Origin of the sequence: Moraxella sp. K1664 (assembly GCF_039693965.1) — a bacterium.
In the GTDB taxonomy this organism is placed as follows: domain Bacteria; phylum Pseudomonadota; class Gammaproteobacteria; order Pseudomonadales; family Moraxellaceae; genus Moraxella.
Window position 1 is genome coordinate 2,347,695 of record NZ_CP155576.1, and the last position, 18,162, is coordinate 2,365,856.

At 48.4% G+C, this 18,162-nt stretch carries 10 protein-coding genes; 7 read left to right on the forward strand and 3 right to left on the reverse strand.

Translation table 11 applies throughout. From position 1 onward, the window contains the following. Positions 1-155 precede the first annotated feature (155 nt). Together AAHK14_RS11410 and AAHK14_RS11415 are read right to left on the reverse strand one after the other, a co-directional pair. Positions 156-5,237, reverse strand: a complete 5,082-nt coding sequence (locus AAHK14_RS11410; RefSeq protein ID WP_065255561.1) for a translocation/assembly module TamB domain-containing protein — start codon at positions 5,235-5,237, stop codon at positions 156-158. A 387-nt stretch (positions 5,238-5,624) separates the two neighbouring features. Further along, on the reverse strand, positions 5,625-8,582 hold the full coding sequence (locus AAHK14_RS11415) for a BamA/TamA family outer membrane protein (RefSeq protein ID WP_065255562.1): 2,958 nt from the start codon (positions 8,580-8,582) through the stop codon (positions 5,625-5,627). A 72-nt stretch (positions 8,583-8,654) separates the two neighbouring features. On the opposite strand from AAHK14_RS11415, the gene AAHK14_RS11420 reads away from it, so the two are divergent. Beyond that, the gene (locus tag AAHK14_RS11420; protein WP_065255563.1) at positions 8,655-9,983 is read left to right on the forward strand and encodes an MFS transporter; all 1,329 of its coding nucleotides are present in this window, start codon (positions 8,655-8,657) and stop codon (positions 9,981-9,983) included. 26 nt (positions 9,984-10,009) lie between these two features. On the opposite strand, the gene pdxA is transcribed toward AAHK14_RS11420, so the two are convergent. Further along, entirely contained in the window at positions 10,010-11,050 is a 1,041-nt protein-coding gene (gene pdxA / locus AAHK14_RS11425) for a 4-hydroxythreonine-4-phosphate dehydrogenase PdxA (RefSeq protein WP_065255564.1), read from the reverse strand. A 115-nt stretch (positions 11,051-11,165) separates the two neighbouring features. Between pdxA and dnaB the strand changes: the two genes are divergently transcribed. The 6 genes from dnaB (at position 11,166) to AAHK14_RS11455 (ending at position 18,101) form a co-directional block, all read left to right on the forward strand. After that, a complete protein-coding gene (gene dnaB, locus AAHK14_RS11430; protein ID WP_062500053.1) occupies positions 11,166-12,581 on the forward strand; it encodes a replicative DNA helicase in 1,416 nt (471 codons plus the stop codon). 31 nt (positions 12,582-12,612) lie between these two features. Beyond that, positions 12,613-13,716 (forward strand): alanine racemase, encoded by a 1,104-nt coding sequence (gene alr / locus AAHK14_RS11435; protein ID WP_065255565.1) that lies wholly within the window; start codon positions 12,613-12,615, stop codon positions 13,714-13,716. A 99-nt stretch (positions 13,717-13,815) separates the two neighbouring features. Then, positions 13,816-14,736 carry an ornithine carbamoyltransferase gene (gene argF / locus AAHK14_RS11440; RefSeq protein ID WP_065255566.1) on the forward strand — a complete coding sequence of 307 codons (921 nt, stop codon included), beginning with the start codon at positions 13,816-13,818 and terminating at the stop codon, positions 14,734-14,736. A gap of 271 nt (positions 14,737-15,007) precedes the next feature. Then, the gene (cysE, locus tag AAHK14_RS11445) at positions 15,008-15,871 is read left to right on the forward strand and encodes a serine O-acetyltransferase (protein WP_065255567.1); all 864 of its coding nucleotides are present in this window, start codon (positions 15,008-15,010) and stop codon (positions 15,869-15,871) included. 84 nt (positions 15,872-15,955) lie between these two features. Continuing rightward, on the forward strand, positions 15,956-16,882 hold the full coding sequence (gene prmA / locus AAHK14_RS11450) for a 50S ribosomal protein L11 methyltransferase (RefSeq protein ID WP_194092514.1): 927 nt from the start codon (positions 15,956-15,958) through the stop codon (positions 16,880-16,882). A gap of 118 nt (positions 16,883-17,000) precedes the next feature. Next, positions 17,001-18,101, forward strand: coding sequence for a DUF3426 domain-containing protein (locus AAHK14_RS11455; RefSeq protein ID WP_065255569.1), 1,101 nt, complete (start codon positions 17,001-17,003; stop codon positions 18,099-18,101). The last annotated feature ends 61 nt before the right edge of the window (positions 18,102-18,162 follow it).

Here is an 18,162-nt window from a genome sequence, read left to right on the forward strand (position 1 = left end):
TAAATTATACCCCATTCCCAACTTTGTATAAGTGATTGACTTTTCAAGGGCGAATGTAATTCGCCCCTACAACTCTAAAAATAATCATTGAAAAATCAACAAGTTACCATTTTAAGTTGAGAATGAAGTAAATTATACTTATCCCATTATCCAACCTAAAACTTCCAACGATAAATCACATCAACCATGTTTTCAGCGGCAGATGTCGCCTGTACATAGACACGGCGGGTCAGCTGATATCGCATGGACAGTTCAGTCTCGGCATTAAATACGCCCACACCATAGCGGATATATAGGTCAGGCGTGATGTAGCCTGTAACATTAACATGCGTGTCGCTTGAATTACCTGACGCGTCCACCGTCAAGCTCTCAAAACCCAACGCACTGCCGATTTGGTTGGTAAGTCCACGTGTGCCTGACAAACCAAGGTTTAACCCTGCCGCCGCTAAGTTATTGGTGACCTGCGAGCGAAAACCTTGTTCGGAGATTTGACTGTCTGCCGATGGTGACAGTCGCCCTGTGATGATGGCGTTCATCGCTTGTTGTTCGGACAGCCCTGCGTTATTAAACACGCTAATATCTGGAGCATTTGCCGTGCCTTTGATGCGTACACCCACCGTTTGTCCTTCTATCTCTTTTTCAGCTTCGATAGATAGACGGGGGTTTAGCATATCGCCATTAAAGCGAATTTGGGCATAGTTGAGTTCGAGATTTTGCCCAATACCATCAATCTTGGTGCGTTCAGACACCTGTATCACGCCCCGGGCTTGGGTTTTTCCCTGTCCGCTTTGGGTCAGGTGCAACGCCCCTGCCAGTGGGAGTTTAGCACCAAAACCACGGAATGTCACATCATCGCCCAAATCCAGTCCGATGTCAGCATTGATACTCCATGGGGCGGACACTGCCAACACCTGTGCGACATTGCCCGACAGGCGACGGTCAAGCACCGACACATCAGGCGACTGAACCACGACATCGCCCTGTGCTTCGGGCGGGCGAATGGTCGCTGATGGTATGACCACCACGCCTTTGATGTCCACATAGCGAGATAAGGGCTTGACCACCACTTCAAGGTCGGGACTGACCTGTGCCACGACCATGGGGGGCGAGCTGATGGTCAAATCATCGGCGGAGAGATTTACTTTGGCTTGGAGTTCCTGTTGCCAATCTACCTGCCCCGTCAGCACGCCCTGCCCCTGCCCACCAACAAAATCACCTGTCAGTGTCGCTTGCGTGCCTGATACCTGAGCTGATAGGTTGATGTTTGTCAAATCCAAAGGCACATCCATGACCGCCAAATGCCCATCCGTCAGCTCAGCATTACCATAGAACAAGGGGCGAGACAGCGTACCGCCCACACCACCTTGGAGCGTAACGTTGCCCGATAGGGCTTTTAGGCTTGGCAAAAATGGACGCACCACCGCCAAATTAATGTCATTAACCACCACCGCCCCCGAGATGGGCTTGTCATCGGCGAATGGATTCATCAGCACATCAGCATAGCCTTCGCCTATCGTCCCTGCCACATCGGTGCGTAGTTTTAGCCCTGTGGGCGTACTTTGGGCGATGACCGAGATACGCTCATAGGGCATTTCCACATAGCCTGTATCATCGCCATACAGTCCCAGTCGTCCATTATCCGAATATAGTACAGCATTAATTTGGGGGTTGGCATTGCCTTTTTTATGACTGATTTTGGCTTTGCCATTTAACTTAGAATGCCAAAAGATATCACTGGGCATGGCAGGCGAGAGTACGGACGTATCAAGGTCTTGGATGACCAAATCCGCTTTGATTTCATTGGGGGTATAGACCAGCGTGTCTTGTAGGCACAGCGACCCTGTACCGCCTGCACGGGTTTTACTTGTCTGCCAGCAGTGCGGGGCAATTTGTAAGCTCTTATCTAGTCCTATCTTAAACTCGGTCGGCTGTCTTTGTGATAACAGCCCAAAGCGGGTCTCCATCCGCCCTTCGCCCAGTACGCCTTGGTAAGTCTTGGTTTGACTGTTAAAACCGCCCACCACTTTGGCACGTGCCTCCACCTGAGCATTTTTGGTCGTCAGTGCCAACTCGTGCTTATCCTGCGTGCCTTTAAAATCAAGCCGTGCCGACTTCACTACCCGTCCCATGGCGATGATGTCTGACACCTCAACTAATAGCTGACTGGGGGCATTGCCCAGATTGACAATCTTACCCACCAAGCTCGCCTTTTGGACAATGACATCCGCTGTACGCACGTCATTGGCATTTAAATCCACATAAATGGTCGGTAACTCGGTGCGATTATCCACCAAAATCACACCGCCTTTTATCGCCCCCCGAGCACTCGGAGTGAGCTGACTTAGGTCGGTAAGATTAAGTGCTGTGGTGAGATTTTGCTCATTGCCATGCATGCTTGCGACATTATCGCCCATGCGAACTTGGACTTTCTCGGCATTTAGCTTACGGATGATTTGGCGGGTTTGTCTGGTGTTTTGTTCCAACTGACGCTGAAAATCGGTAATGCTTTGCAAGTCAAAACTCTCAGGACTGGTTTTTAGACTGCCAATATATCCACCCAAATCATCAGGCAAATCAAACTCCCCCGACAGCGACCCTGTGGCAGTCACATCCTGCCCTCGCATGACACCTGTCAGAGCCAAGCCATCAATGGCGATACGCTGAATGTCCTTACCCCACCGCCCTGTCGTGGTAAAGCCCCCTGTCAGCTCGCTGTCCATGTCACGCACAAAGCGACCGATGTTCAAGGCATTCATTTTCGCCGTCAAATCCCACGCCATCTGCCCGATATCCACCGTCCCTGACGCTGACAGCTCACCTGCCCCCCCTGTATGCTCCAAGCGATGTACCACAAAGCGGTCATTCGCTCCGCTAACATCTACCATCAGCTGACCGTCTGGCACGTCATCATGAGCGACTTGACCGTCAAATTTGGCGGTAAGTTTGCCCAGTTTACCATCTTGATAACTGCCTGTGCTACTCATGTCGCCTGTGATGACAGCAAGCAAGCTCGTATTATCCACCACAGTAGACGTGTCTATCTCATCAAGTCGAGCCTTGATGTCCCAACCAATGCCTTGGGCGAGCGTCAACACCCCCGAACCTGACAGCCCGCCTTTGGGCGTGCGATAGTCTAGGGTGTTGATGTTCATCTTATCTAAGTTGCCATAAACCCCAAGCACAATATCGCCCGTGCCAACCTTGGGCAGTAGACTCTGACCAAATCTGCCCTTAAAATCGGCGGTAAAATGACTAACGTCCGCACCTGCCATCTGCACCAACGCCTTGCCCTCGCCTGATAGAGTCATGGTGCTGTCATCAGCAAGGGTCGCTGTCAAGTCCGAGCGAATGATGTTAATCTCATGCGACTGTCTTGTATGATTTGGCTCTTTGGGCGAGCTTGTGGTATTTGTCTTTGCCTTGGTATTTTGCCCATCTTCACGCATTCGCCCTGTGGCTAGGATGGTGCCTTTGATGAGTGAAAATGGGGTCTTATCAGGGATGTCAAAATACGCATTGGGCATAAAGCCATCGGTCGCCAAATCAAACTGCCAAGCCAACGGCGTGCTGGTTGTAGCAAGGTCAATCCGCCCTGTCCCCGTCAAGCCCCCAAGCTCGCCTTGATAATGAAAGTCCATCAGATGAATCCGCTCGCCCTTTTCGATATTGGCACGAATGTCATAATCCCCCACAGGGGCAACCGATAACGCCTTGACGTTTGCCTTGCCCTCAATGTAGGTTCGCCCCTCTTCTAGGCGAATGCTTGCCGTGCCGTGTGGGCTATTGATGTTATCAATGTTTGGCACGCCTGTTCGCACCAAGTTTTGCCAATCGGCATGAATCCGCCACGGGGCGTTAGGGCTGTCTTGGCTTTGGGCGAGCGTTGCCTGCACTCGCTCGCCATCTTTTTGGGCTAGGTCAAATGCCAAGCGAGTCTCATTGGTCGCCTTGTCCAGATAAAAATATTGAAAACTCAAAGCCCCATCTAGCACCATCGGCAGATACGCCTGATAGTCGGTGTATTCAACAGGCATGAACTCACGCACTCGCACGCCATCGCCACGCACCGTCACATCCATCATGAACTCATCTGACCACTCCATGTTGCCATCAGCATGGAGCTGTCCGCTCGGGGTGTCTGCCGTCAGTGTCTCGATGTCCATGCCACCATCACGCACCACGCCCCGACCATAATACCGACCGGTTGGTATGTCTCTACCTGTCAAGTCGGCATTCATGCGTAGCTCAATGCGTTCAACCACGCCATCAGCGGTAATTATCCCATCTTTTATCGTGATGTTCTGCTCCTCGGCATAGGGCAGAACGGCATGATTGACGTACAGTTTGGCACTAAATGGCGAGCCGTCATCTAGCCCTTGGGCGACGAACTCACCATGAATGTCGTGTTTGTTGTATTTACTGGTGACTTTGCCGTGCGTGCGTTTGAGCGTGCCTTTGGCGGTGGCGTGTAGCGTGTCAAAATACGCCTTATCCAAGGCGGACACCTTAACATCCGCCGTGGCGGAGAGCGGATAGTCGCCTGTCAGACGAATCTCGCCATTGACATTACTCACGCTCACGTCATGATTAAAGTCAAGACTCCCGCCTTTGATATGCACATCCGTCCCTACCCATTTGCCATCTGTCAAAGCAATGTCGTACAGATAAATGGCGTCTTTATAACCGCCCGTGCCATCACTTTGGATATAACTGACTGTGCTTGCGGTCGTGTTTTGTAGGCGTAGGCTAACGGGCAAATCAATGGTCGCATAATCAAACGGCTCGCCTGTGGGCGGTTTGTGGTTGATGATGTCAAGCTTATCAATGCTCGCTTCTGCCAAATGTACTTGACGGGCAAAGACCGCTCGCCAGCCCAATTTAACATAGGCTTGATTGACCTTTATTTCCATGTCTTCGCCTTGGGCGATGATGACATCATTCACCCACACACCCCCACGCAAACTGCCTTTGCCATAGGACAGCTTGGTGCCAGTCTCGGTTGCGATTTTTTCTAAAACAAATTTGGTGCCAGTCTCGGTGCTAATGGCATAAAACAGCAATGCAAAAATCAGCATAAGCACGATGACAATGGCGACAAACAGCCGAATGAGATACACCTGCCATTTGGGTTTTGGCGGTGTGTGTGATGGGTCTGTACCCAACTGATGAGGCAAATCCGTCCCTGCCTTATCATCAGGCGTGGCATTTTTAGGGTCGGTGGGCTTGTGGTCAGTCATGGCAAACAGTGGTCGTTAGGCGATAAAAATTATCATAAAAAATGATGCATTAAACCATAATTTGAGCAATTTTTCAATAAATCTCTTTCCAAACTAAAAATAAACCTTTATAAGTATTGGGGTTGAAGTTTTTAAAAATCCACAAAAATCGGGGTTTGGAAAGAAGTCTAATGTAAAATCAACGTAAAATCAATCATCATAACAAATAAGAATATATGCCAAATTTGAACATACAATAAAAAATTGCTCACTTAAAAATCAATACTTTACAGCTTTATATGGGACAAATTGCAATTTGCCCTTACAAATCCATCCAAAGACATCATCCATTTACAATACTCACGAATATTTCAAATGCAAATTTGAACGGACTTATCATTTAAATTTTTAAAAAGGAGCCCCGATAAAGAAGTGCAATTTCACCGATTTATCTTTTTCTCCCACGCCCGTTGCCACATCCAGTCGCACCTGTCCTACCGGGGAGGCATAACGCACACCCACGCCTGCTCCAACTTTGGTGTCATTTTTAAAATCCTTATCATAGGCATTGCCCACATCGGCAAATACACCCAATCTTAGCCCTTCTAGGACTTCATAGTTATACTCACCGCTTGCTACGGCTAAGGCTTGACCTCCTGTCAGATAACCTTTATCAGATAAAGGTGATAAGCTGTCATAGTTGTAGCCACGAATGCTTTGGTCGCCACCTGCAAAAAAGCGTAATTTATACGGTACAGCATTAAAGTCATCTGCCCACAAATAGCCCAAATTAAGACTGCCAATCAGCTGGTGCTGACGGTCTTTTCCATGGCTGTTATCACCAAAGCTATACACGCCACTTACCCCCGCTCTTAGTATTGCCATATCGGTATCGGTTAATAAGCCCTGTTTGCCAAGCTCTAATGAGTAGTGCTGACGATAACCTTTCATGGGATTTGCCAAATTATCCGCCACCATCTTATTCATGGCATAACCTAGCAGTAGTGCTTGTTGGGTAGGTTTACCATGTTCAAATTGCACTGGCAGATCCTGCCATGTCTCCCGTGGGGCGTTGGTTTTAAGCTCATCTAAACGATATTTTAGCGAATAGGTGCGATTCCAACCATTGTCTTTGACAAGATTACGGCTTAATCCTGTCTCTAAGGTTCTGCTGGACAAATCAAAATTCCCCACACCTTGATTAATTCTCTCCTCGTTATAGCCCAGTGATGCTTTGGCTTTATCATTTAAGGGGTGACCGATGGGGCGAGTAATGTAAGTATCTACACCTTTTTTGTTTTGTGATATCCGTACATCCGCTCCTGCTTGCATGCCATCACGGTTGAGTAAATTATGCTCAATCCTTGTGATAAATCTTGTGCCACTGTCTGACCCCCAACCCACACCGATTTGGGCATCTCGGGGCTTGTCCGACATCACAAAGACATACAGTGGCACTTTTTTGTCTTCATAGACATCCTGCCCACCTTTTCGCCCTGCCAGTACAGGCGATTCTACACCTTCGGGTAGCTCTGGCAGGACATCGCTGGACTCATCGGGCAGTATCATCTTAGCCACGCTACTGACCGCATCCGAGATACGCCCTAGGATACTGCGTGACTGCTTACTGCTGTCGGTGACAAGCAGGCGGTCATCAGGGGCGTTATAGAGTCGCTCGGCTTTTTGTTTGACCAACGCCAGTTTGTCGCTGATAATCTCACTTGTGGTAAAGTCAATCGGGTCAATGGTCGCCGTCACGCCATCACCCAAATCCACCGTCTGGCTACCATCATCCGTCTCGGCTCGGACAGTGGTATTTTCAAAATTAATCCCCGTCTCTGGGGTCTGACTGGGTAGGACTATCTCGGTATTGACCGCATTAAAATAACCCGTGGCAAGTAAGTTATTGCTTAGGTTGCGTGTGGCGGTGCGATTATAGGCATCACCCATCTCAAAGGTGACCAGTTTGCGTAGCACTTCGGGCTTGACGGGCAGTTTGTCAGGGTCGGTCGTCAGCTGACCTGTGTTCTTATCCACGGTAAAAAACACCACATCATCAAAGCGGTATTGCTCGCCTGTATCATAGACCAAGTTCACGTCCGCCACATTATCAGGCAGTATCACGTCCGCAGAGTTGCTAAGCCATCTACCATCAAAATAACCATGCTCGCCACTGACTTCATCAATGATTGCCTTATTGTCTTCATATTTGCCATGATGAAAGACATCGCCCTGTTTGAGCGGAGCGTTGTCTTGGGCTTGGACATAGGCAGGGTCATCCGCCCCCAGACCACGCACATCCAGTACCGCATTATCCACAACGACAGGCTCGCCCAAATCATGCATGACCAGATTTATCTCGCCTGCCCCTGCCCGCTCTATGCTAAAATTTAAATCATAATAACCCACCGCTTGACCTGCGGTGATGACCGTCTGCCTAAGGCGTGCCACCGACGCCCCAAAGTCTGCCACACTCTCAGCACTAATCTCTTCTAAGGCGGTCACGATGTTGGCAAATGGTTCGGATTTTAGGGTTTTACGGGCGACTTTGTCGGCATTGTCGGTGGCTTTGGCGTTATTCATACGTCTTGCCATCATCTTGGCTCGCAGGGCTTCAAAGTCATCCAAACTCTCCACCGCCGTATTCCAGCCCACACGCTCGCCCCCGTGATAGACATTGACTTTTAGGCGAGTGACCGCTTCTACGCCGTCATTGAACAGGCGGCTGTACAGGCGTTTGATGAGATTTGGCGGTTTAATCTCATCAACGACGGCATCAGGACGTGGGGGCGGTGTGTTCGCTTCGTATTCGTACTCAGGCAAATAAGCGGTCGGGTCAAGCTCGCTTTGTGTCTCATCCTGCCCTGCGGTCACACTCTCATAAGTGGGCAATTTGGTAATGGCACTCTCGTCCAGCCCGATGGGCGTCTTATCCGTGCCAAGCGTGGCAATGTCGCCATCTTCAATCTTGGCAAAACCATCTTCATGGCGGGTGTCGGCATGACTGACATCTGCTGTCTCATAAAAGCGGTTGTCCGTACTGGCATCTTGTAATTTTTTCTCAATCTCTGCCGTGGTCAGCATTTGACTGGCGGACATGTCCCCAAAAAACACATCATCAGGCAGACCATTCGCCAACATCTCTGTATCGCTCAGCTTGCCATTATTCATTCCATCATTATCTGTCTTGCTTGGCTCGCTATTGTTGGTCTCGCCTGCCATCTCAGACATGGACGCATCAGGGCTGACTGCGGGCGGTAAGGTCGGCAACTGACCAGCACTCGCAGGCAATGCCCCAACCCCCATCAGGGCATGCAAGCACAAGAGCAGGTGTGTTTTTTTGTGTACAGATACAACTTTTTTCATGATAAATTTTAAAAATTTTAAAAATCTCTGCTATTATAAACAACAACATTTCTATTATCAACACAAAGCATCATGGCATCCCAATTCTCTTTATTTAAAACTCGTCGTTTTAGTTCAATGTTTGCCACTCAGTTTTTAGGGGCATTTAATGACAACATATTCAAACAAGCACTCATCTTGGTGCTTACCTACACCGCCGCCGCCAAAATGGGGGTTGCGGTCAGCTTGCTTAACAACCTTGCCGCCTTGCTATTTATCCTGCCTTACTTTTTGTTTTCGGCATTGGCAGGGCAAATCGCCGATAAATACGAAAAATCACAACTCACCCAAAAACTTAAAGTATTAGAAATCATCATCATGACTTTGGCGGCGGTCGGGTTTGTCTTTGAGTTATATCCCTTGCTGTTTGTGGCGTTATTTTTGATGGGCACGCATTCTACCTTTTTTGGTCCTGTCAAATATGCCTATCTGCCCGAAGTCATGCACAAAGATGAGCTGGTCGGGGCAAATGGGCTGTTTCAGACGGGTACCAGTCTTGCCATCTTAACAGGCATGATGTTGGCAGGGGTCTTAACCCAGCTTGATAACTCGCTTGTGTGGATATCAGCAACCACCTTATTTATCGCCGTTTTGGGTTTTATTGCATCTGGCTTTGTGCCTGCTATTGCACCCCACGAACCCAACTTAGATATTGATTATCATATTTTTCGCACCAGTTTTGGGGTCATCAAATATTTATACAGTTTGCCGTTATTATTTTTTATCATTTTGGGCAATAGCTGGTTTTGGTTTTATGGGGCGACTTTTTTAACCCAAACCCCTGAGTTTAGTAAAGTGATTTTGCATGGTAATGAATCTGTGGTGATTTTATTATTGACCCTATTTTCTGTTGGTACTGCCATTGGGTCGTTATTATGTAAAACACTCACCAAAAACCAAATCAGCCTAAAACTTTTGCCCATTGGCATCATCGGACTTAGCTTATTTGCTGTGGATTTGTATTTGTCACTAAGTGGCATACATATCATCGCACCTGCCCATGGTACTTATACCATCAGTGAGATATTAAATCTAAATGGCACAATTCGGGTGTTTGCTGATTTGTTTTTATTGGGTCTATCAGGGGGTATTTATATCGTGCCATTATATGCCTTTATGCAGGCTTATGCCCCCATCAGTCATCGTTCACGTATTATTGGGGCAAATAATATCTTTAATGCGATATTTATGGTCGGCTCTGCCATTTTCTCTATTATCATTTTAACGGTATTAACATTATCCATTCCCCAATTATTTTTAATCACGGGTATGATTAATGCTGTTTTTGGCATATTTTTATACATCAAATTAACCCGTTACAAAGACAGCATGGCAATGGCAGAAGATGATGGCATGATGTGATGAACTGATAAAACAGACAAATACCGTCAGCCCCCACTCATCATCACCGCCATCTCGGTAGCACGCCTAAGACTACTGCTGCTCGCCTGCCCTGTCCCTGCCAGCGTCAATGCCGTGCCATGATCAACAGAGGTACGCACATAGGGCAGACCCAAAGTAATATTGACCGTATCGCCAAAACCGTGCGATTTTAAGGGAGCAAGCCCTTGGTCATGATACATGGCAATCACCACATCCGCCGCCGCCAAATTCCGCTCGGTAAAGAGTGTATCGGCAGGCATGGCAAGACTGACATCCATGCCTTGTTTGGCAAATGTCTGCAAAACAGGGTTAATCACGGTCAGCTCTTCATCACCCAGATGTCCGTCTTCGCCTGCATGGGGGTTTAGTCCACAAACTAGGATTTTGGGGCGAGTTATGCCAAATTTATACACCATTTCATCGTGCGTGATTTGCACCGTTTGGCGAATCTCTTGGGGTGTGATGGCACTGGGTACGTCTTTTAGGGGGATATGCGTGGTTACTAGGGCAACCTTCATCTTGGCATTGGCAAGCATCATCACGACCTTATCCACGCCTGCTTTGTGCATAAAATACTCGGTATGACCGCTAAATTTATCGCCATTATCTAGGCACACCCCACCATCTATCATCACCGATTTTTGTAGGGGGGCAGTGATGATGGCACGAACTTGGCGAGTGGTGGCGAGCGTGTGGGCGATGTCAAGTTGAACCTTGACCATGCGGGCGTTATCGACATTTAGCACGCCTGCGACCACAGGGGCAGGGCAAGGCACATGGAGCAGATAGATAGAGCGTGGGGCAGATAGGTCAATCTCACCGATGTCATCTATCACTGCCATATCCGCCAGTATGTCTGTCTGTGCCTTGCTGTGTCTTTGTAGCTGTGCCACTCGCTCAGCAAAGGCGTGTTTGTCCGCACAGATAATCAGGGGCGTAGGCAAGGCGTGGGCGTGATGGGTCAGCGTATCGATGACGATGTCCATGCCAATGCCGGCAGGTTCGCCTGTGGTAATGAGTAGGGGTTTGGGGGGCGTGGTCTGCATATTGATGTCGTATGTGGATAAATGAGTCGTCTATTTTACCGATTAATCAATATTTTAAAAAGCACATTTTTGGGCTTTGTGGTAAAATTTACCACCATTTTTAAAAATAATCACCATGACCGAAGTTAGCACCCCAAAAGACACCAAAACCACCAATGATGACCTACTGACCCTGCAACCGCCACACAACATGGACATTGAGCGGGCGTTACTGGCGTCACTCATGAGTATTGATGATTCCTTTGAGAAAATCGATGGCATTGTCAAGGCAGAAGATTTTTATGGCGAGCGTCATCGGCAAATTTTTAATGCCATCAATCATTTATCACGGGTCAATCAACCTTATGATACGCTGATGGTGCATGACTTTTTGAGTCAGCAAAATCTACTTGCCATGGCAGGCGGGGAAGAATATCTTATGCAAATCAACCAAAGCCCTGCCACGCTCTTTAACCTAATCCCCTATGCCGAGCGGGTGCGTGAGTTCTCGGTCTATCGTCAGCTCATCAAATCCGCCAATACCATGCTCAATCTGGCGTATCATCCCAAAAAACAGACCGTGAGCGAGATTTTGGACGTGGTTGAAGCAGATATTTTTCGCATCAATGAAGACTACTCTCGTGGCACGGGCAAGCAAGGGGTTCGGCGAGTCGAAGACATCTTGCAAAGCGTGACTGACCAACTTGTTGAGATTAAAAGCCGTCAAGGCGGACTCATCGGACTGCGTACACCCTTTGAAGAGCTCAATAATAAAACCCAAGGCTTACAGCGGGGCGACCTGATTATTTTGGCGGCACGTCCGTCCATGGGTAAGACCACCTTTGCCATGAATCTCGCCCAAGAAGTGCTGGTGCAGGAGCTACCCGTGGTCATGTTCTCCATGGAAATGCCTGCCGAATCCATTCTCATGCGGATGATGTCAGGGTTTAGTAGCATTAACCAAAGCAACCTACGCTCAGCACAGATGAGCGAAGATGAGTGGGTGCGTCTGTCGCAGGCGATGACCTTTTTTCAAAACACTCATCTGTACATTGACGACCGTAACAACCTACCGCCATCCGAAGTCCGCTCCACCTGCCGACGTATCGCCAAGAACCACCCCGAAGGCTTGGGCATGATTGTCGTGGATTATTTACAGCTTATGAAAGTGCCGGGCATGGAGAACAACCGTGTCCAAGAGATTGGCGAGATTAGCCGAAGCCTAAAAGCCCTAGCCCGTGAGATGAACTGCCCTGTCATCGCCTTATCTCAGCTCAACCGTAGCCTAGAACAGCGTACCGACAAACGCCCGATGATGGCGGATTTGCGTGAATCGGGGGCGATTGAGCAGGATGCTGATCTCATTATGTTCATCTATCGTGATGAAGTGTATTATAAGGACAAGGCGGACAACAAAGGCTTTGCCGAGATTATCATTGGCAAACAGCGTAACGGCCCTATCGGCAAACTACCCCTTAGGTTTGTGGGTGAATACACCCGCTTTGATAATCTCATCGTTGGCGACAGACCCGATGATTATGAAGAAGAATGACAAATAAAATGACAAATAAACAGGACAACCCATGCGACACACCCACATCACCATAAGCCAAACCGCCCTAGCCCATAACTTGGGCGTAATCAAACGCCACACCCCCCATGCACACGTCATGGCAATGGTCAAGGCGAATGCCTATGGGCATGGGGTCGCCCACTGCCTACCTGCTCTCATGCAAGCAGATGCTTTTGGCGTGGCAAGTTTTGATGAAGCCCTGACGATTCATGAGCTTTGTGGGCAGTTACCCAAACGTATCATTCTCATCGAAGGCGTGTTTAGCCAAGATGAGTGGCTTACCGCCCAAACACACGGTTTTGAATGCGTGGTGCATTGTCAAGCCCAACTAGACTGGGCGTTATCGCACACGCCTGCCACAGACAACCCCACACGCACCATTTGGCTCAAATACAACACCGGCATGAATCGCTTAGGCTTTGGGCGTGATGACGTACTAGCCTGTGCCAAACTTTTACACGATAAGGGATATCGGCTGATTCTTACCAGTCATTTTGCCTGTGCTGATGACAAAGACCACCCTGCCAACGCCCTACAAATCCAGCGATTTGATGATGTGCTAACCACCCTAAAATCCTTATATGGCGATGTACAAGGCTCGCTGTGCAACTCAGCAGGAATCATCAACTTCCCCCACGCTCATCATGACTGGGTGCGTGCAGGCATTGCCTTATATGGGGCAAGCCCTGTGGCGGACAGCTCTGCCGATGAGCTCGGCTTATCCCCTGTGATGAATTTTACCGCCCAAATCTTTGCCACGCATGAGCTAAATATAGGTGAGCAGGTCGGCTATGGTGGGCTATGGAGTGCGGACAAACCCACTCGCATTGGCGTGCTAAGTGTCGGCTATGGCGACGGCTACCCCCGTGTGGTTACTGATGCTAAGGTGTCTATCGTCAAAGACACTCAAACCTATCTTGCCGACATTGTCGGGCGGGTCGCCATGGACATGATGATGATAGACATCACAGGCTTGCCTGTGGGCGTGGGCGATACGGTCATGCTGTGGGGCGATGATTTGCCTGCCGATAGTGTGGCACATTGGGCGAATACCATTAGTTATGAGCTGTTTTGTAAAACCACCAACCGCCCATATCGGGGTGTTGTGGCATAAGTTTATTTACCAATAAAATCGGTTAAGGCATTGCATTTTTATAAAAAGATTTGTTATACTCATGCCTTTATTTTTCCATGATTAAAACAAGGAGTTGGCATGAGCGTTCGCCATTTTTTAACATTACTTGACTTATCCAAAGAAGAACTTCGCACCGTTATCAGTCGTGCCAGTGAACTTCGCCAAATGCAACACAAAGGCGAGATTTATCGCCCCTTTGTCGGTCGCACGCTTGCCATGATTTTTGAAAAATCCAGCACTCGCACCCGTGTGTCCTTTGAGACAGGCATGGGGCAGTTTGGCGGTCAAGCTCTGTTTTTATCGCCCAATGATACCCAGCTTGGGCGTGGCGAACCGATAGAAGATTCGGCGCGTGTTATTAGCTCGATGACCGATATCGTGATGATTCGTACATTCGCCCATGAGCGTGTAGAGACCTTTGCCAAACACTCGTCCGTGCCTGTCATCAACGCCTTGAGCGATGATTATCACCCCTGCCAACTACTTGCTGATATGCAGACCTTTTTTGAACACAAAGGCGACATCAAAGGCAAGACGGTAACATGGGTCGGCGACGGCAACAATATGTGCAACTCATACATCTTAGCGTCCGAGCAGTTTGATTTTCATCTGAACATCGCCACGCCAAAAGGCTATGAGCCAAACAGTGAACTGGTCGCCAAATACGCTCACCGCTTGACTTTGACAAATAGCGTTGCCGATGCGGTCAAAGACTCACACCTTGTCGTTACAGACGTATGGGCGAGCATGGGGCAAGAAGCCGAGCAGAAAAAACGTGAAGCTGACTTTGCAGGTTTTCAAATCACGCCCAAGCTACTAGACACCGCTGATAAAGACGTGCTGTTTATGCACTGCTTGCCTGCTCATCGTGGCGAAGAGATCAGCCATGACCTGCTAGATGACCCCCGCTCGGTGGTGTGGGACGAAGCAGAGAATCGTTTGCACGCCCAAAAGGCACTGATGGAGTTTTTGTTAAAAGATAAAATTAAATTGGCTTAATACTGATTGTCCGCCATCAAGGGGTGTGCCTAGCATGCCCCTACATCTATATATCATTGAATTTACCGTAATTTTAAGTTTTTGGGCATATTTATCCTACCCCATGCCCTTTTTAAAACCCATCGTTATATTAGGCATAAATAATTTGGATTATGTTAAATAAAATTTCCCTTAAAAATTTCTCAACTTAAACATCTCAAAAATCAAACAAGCCCTATACTCAGCGAGCTTTTGATGGTAGAATAAGCCATTTTAAAATGCGTTATCTGCCATGAGTATCTTTTCCAAGCTAAAAAATTCCAAACTCAAAAGCCTAGCCTGTGCCATCGATGATGATTTGAGTGCGGTGCTAGAACGTGACCCTGCCGCTCGCACCAAGATTGAGATCGCCCTGACTTATCCGGGCATTCATGCTCGCACCTTGCACCGTGCGTCTCACACCCTATGGCAGGCTGACCACAAATTTTTGGCAAGGGGTTTGTCGCACTTGACACGCATGGCAACAGGCATTGAGATTCATCCTGCCGCCAAGATTGGCAAACGTCTGTTCATTGACCATGGCATGGGGGTCGTCATCGGTGAGACAGCCGAGATTGGCGATGACGTGACTTTATATCATGGTGTCACGCTTGGCGGGGTGTCATGGGAGAAAGGCACAAAACGCCACCCCACACTTGGCGATAATGTCGTGGTCGGCGCAGGGGCGAAAATCTTGGGTGGTTTTAGCGTGGGCGACAACGCCAAAATCGGTTCAAATGCCGTGGTTGTCAAGCCTGTCCCTGCAGGGGCGACCATGGTCGGTTCGGCAGCTCGCATGATTGACAAAAACATCAAAAACACCGAAACAAGCGATGACATCAAAAGCGACACACCCAAGCCTAGCACCCCCGATAAGGGTATCCGCCTAGAATCTACCAATGACGCCAGTTTCAACGCCTATGGGCTAAGCCCAAACAGTGCCGACCCTGTGGCAACGAGTATCGCCAAACTACTCGCTCACATCCAAGCCCAAGATAAGCACATTGAAGCATTGCAAAATGCCATCTGTCGTCTTGACCCTGAGTTCTGCAAATCCAATATTGACAACCTTTGCAAAGACGATTTGGCAATCTTAACCGATGATGACGGCAAATAACCATCAAACCCAAACCCTACTTTTATCCACTTATTATTTACCAATCCAGTCTAATTTGACACACCAACATCACAGGAAACTCTCATGGCATGGCAACAAATTCACCTACAACTGACCAAAGAGCAAGTTGAACTTGCCGAAGCACTGTTCTATGAAGCCGAAGCGGTCTCCATCCTACTAGAAGACGCAGGCGATGAACCGCTGTTTGAGCCCATGCCCGGTGAAGAGCCATTATGGGGCGAGGTGGTGCTGACCGCCATTTTTGACACCAACACCGATGGGCGATTTGACGGCACCAACTTTGAGAGCCTTGCCCATGACATCGCCGCCGAAGTCAGGGCAAGCCGTGTGTGGCTATCAGTGCTTGATGATAAGGACTGGACACGTGAGTGGATGACCCATTACAAGCCCATCCAATGTGTTGGTAATCTGTGGATAGTCCCCGAATGGCTAGACGCTCCCGACCCAGACGCTACCAACCTTATCCTAGACCCCGGTCTTGCCTTTGGTACGGGCTATCACGCCACCACTCGGCTGTGCCTTGACTGGCTGACCACGCAGGATTTGACCGATAAAGTCGTCATTGACTATGGCTGTGGCTCGGGGATTTTGGGCGTGGGAGCGTTACTGCTTGGGGCTAAGCAAGTATTGGCGGTGGATATTGACCCCCAAGCGGCGCTTGCTACCCACCAAAACGCCAAACTAAATGGCGTCGAAGATAAGATGTTGGTATTTTTGCCCGATGAATTTAAGGCTTATCAACAAACGCATGATGTACAAGCGGACACGATTACCGCCAATATCCTAGCCAAGCCACTCATTCACTTTGCTCCATTGTTTGCCACCTTGTTAAAGGATAAAGGCAATATTGTCTTGGCAGGGCTTATTAAAAACCAAGTCAATGATGTTATGATGGCATACCAACCCTATTTTGACCTTGACACGCCCTATCATTATGACAACAGCGAAGACCATCATTGGTATCGTTTATCCGCTATTAAGCACAGCTGAGCGGATTAAAATTGTCAAATTCGTAACAATTTAGTAGCATAAAGAAAAATAGTGTATACGATGTTGATGATATAAAAATCATCATCCAACCTTTGTCTAAATTGGATTTAACAAAAACATGAGCAACCAAACTAAGTGCCCCCATTGCCAAACGACCTACCCCATGCCGACCGCCAAACTTGGCGACCCCAATGCTCGTGCCAAATGCGGTAAGTGTCAGCAAGTGTTTTTTCTAAATGCCAATCTGGTCAGTAGCTCGCCTGCTGCTCAAGCTCAAAGACAGACAAATCCCACCCCACAACCCCAAGCTCAGACAGCCCAAACAGTGGCACGCTCTGCCCCAACCACCTCACAAGAGCCATCCACCCCCAAACGTACCAAGCGTGTCAAACCTGTACCCACCGAAGGCATGATTCATGACGAGATGGATGGCATTGAAGAGAATAAAACCAAAGCTGTCTCTGGCGTGAGTTTTTCTGATGATGAGTTGGACAGCTTTTTAAAAGACAACATCAGCTTTGCTCCGACAGTCGCCAAAAGCACCAAGGATGAGATGGCGGATAACGAAGGGGAAGAATCTTGGGCTGATGATTTACTCAAAGACACCAAGCCTGTCAACATCACCCAAACCACTAATACCAGCTCTGCCATAAACAACGTCGATTTGGATGCCATCATCCCTGTCGCCACACCCAAACCCAAAAAACCAACCAACATCAAAGAAATCCAATCAAACAAGCCCACCGCTCAACAACTTGCTACCAAAAAATCCTTAGGGTCACAGTTACTATGGCTTGTCGGGTGTTTGTTGCTCGTTGGGCTACTGGCAGTACAATATGCCCTGTTTAATGTAGATAAACTTGCCAAAAACCCCGAAACCGCCAGCCTTGCTCATACCGTCTGCGGGGTCGTTCCTTGCAACATTCCATCAGCAGATTTAAATGGCTTGGAAGTCACATCATCCCTAGAAAATCAAAAAGACGTCATCATTGACATCACCAACAAAACCAATTTCGAACAACTGTTTCCTTACTTACTGGTGCAGTTTAAAGACAGTAGTGGTGTGGTCGTGGGGGACTTTGTGGCGGACACCAAAGACTACCTTGGCGAATCTCAGACCACCTTACTTGCCAATCAGCACAAGCGGATCATGCTTTTAGTGAACCCTACCCCCAAAGCAAGCTCGGTAACAGTTACGCCATTTTATCAACAACCCTAAGTCACCTAGCACCAAGCTAACTTGCTCTGTTAGATAAAGATTCATCCCATCATTTTGACGG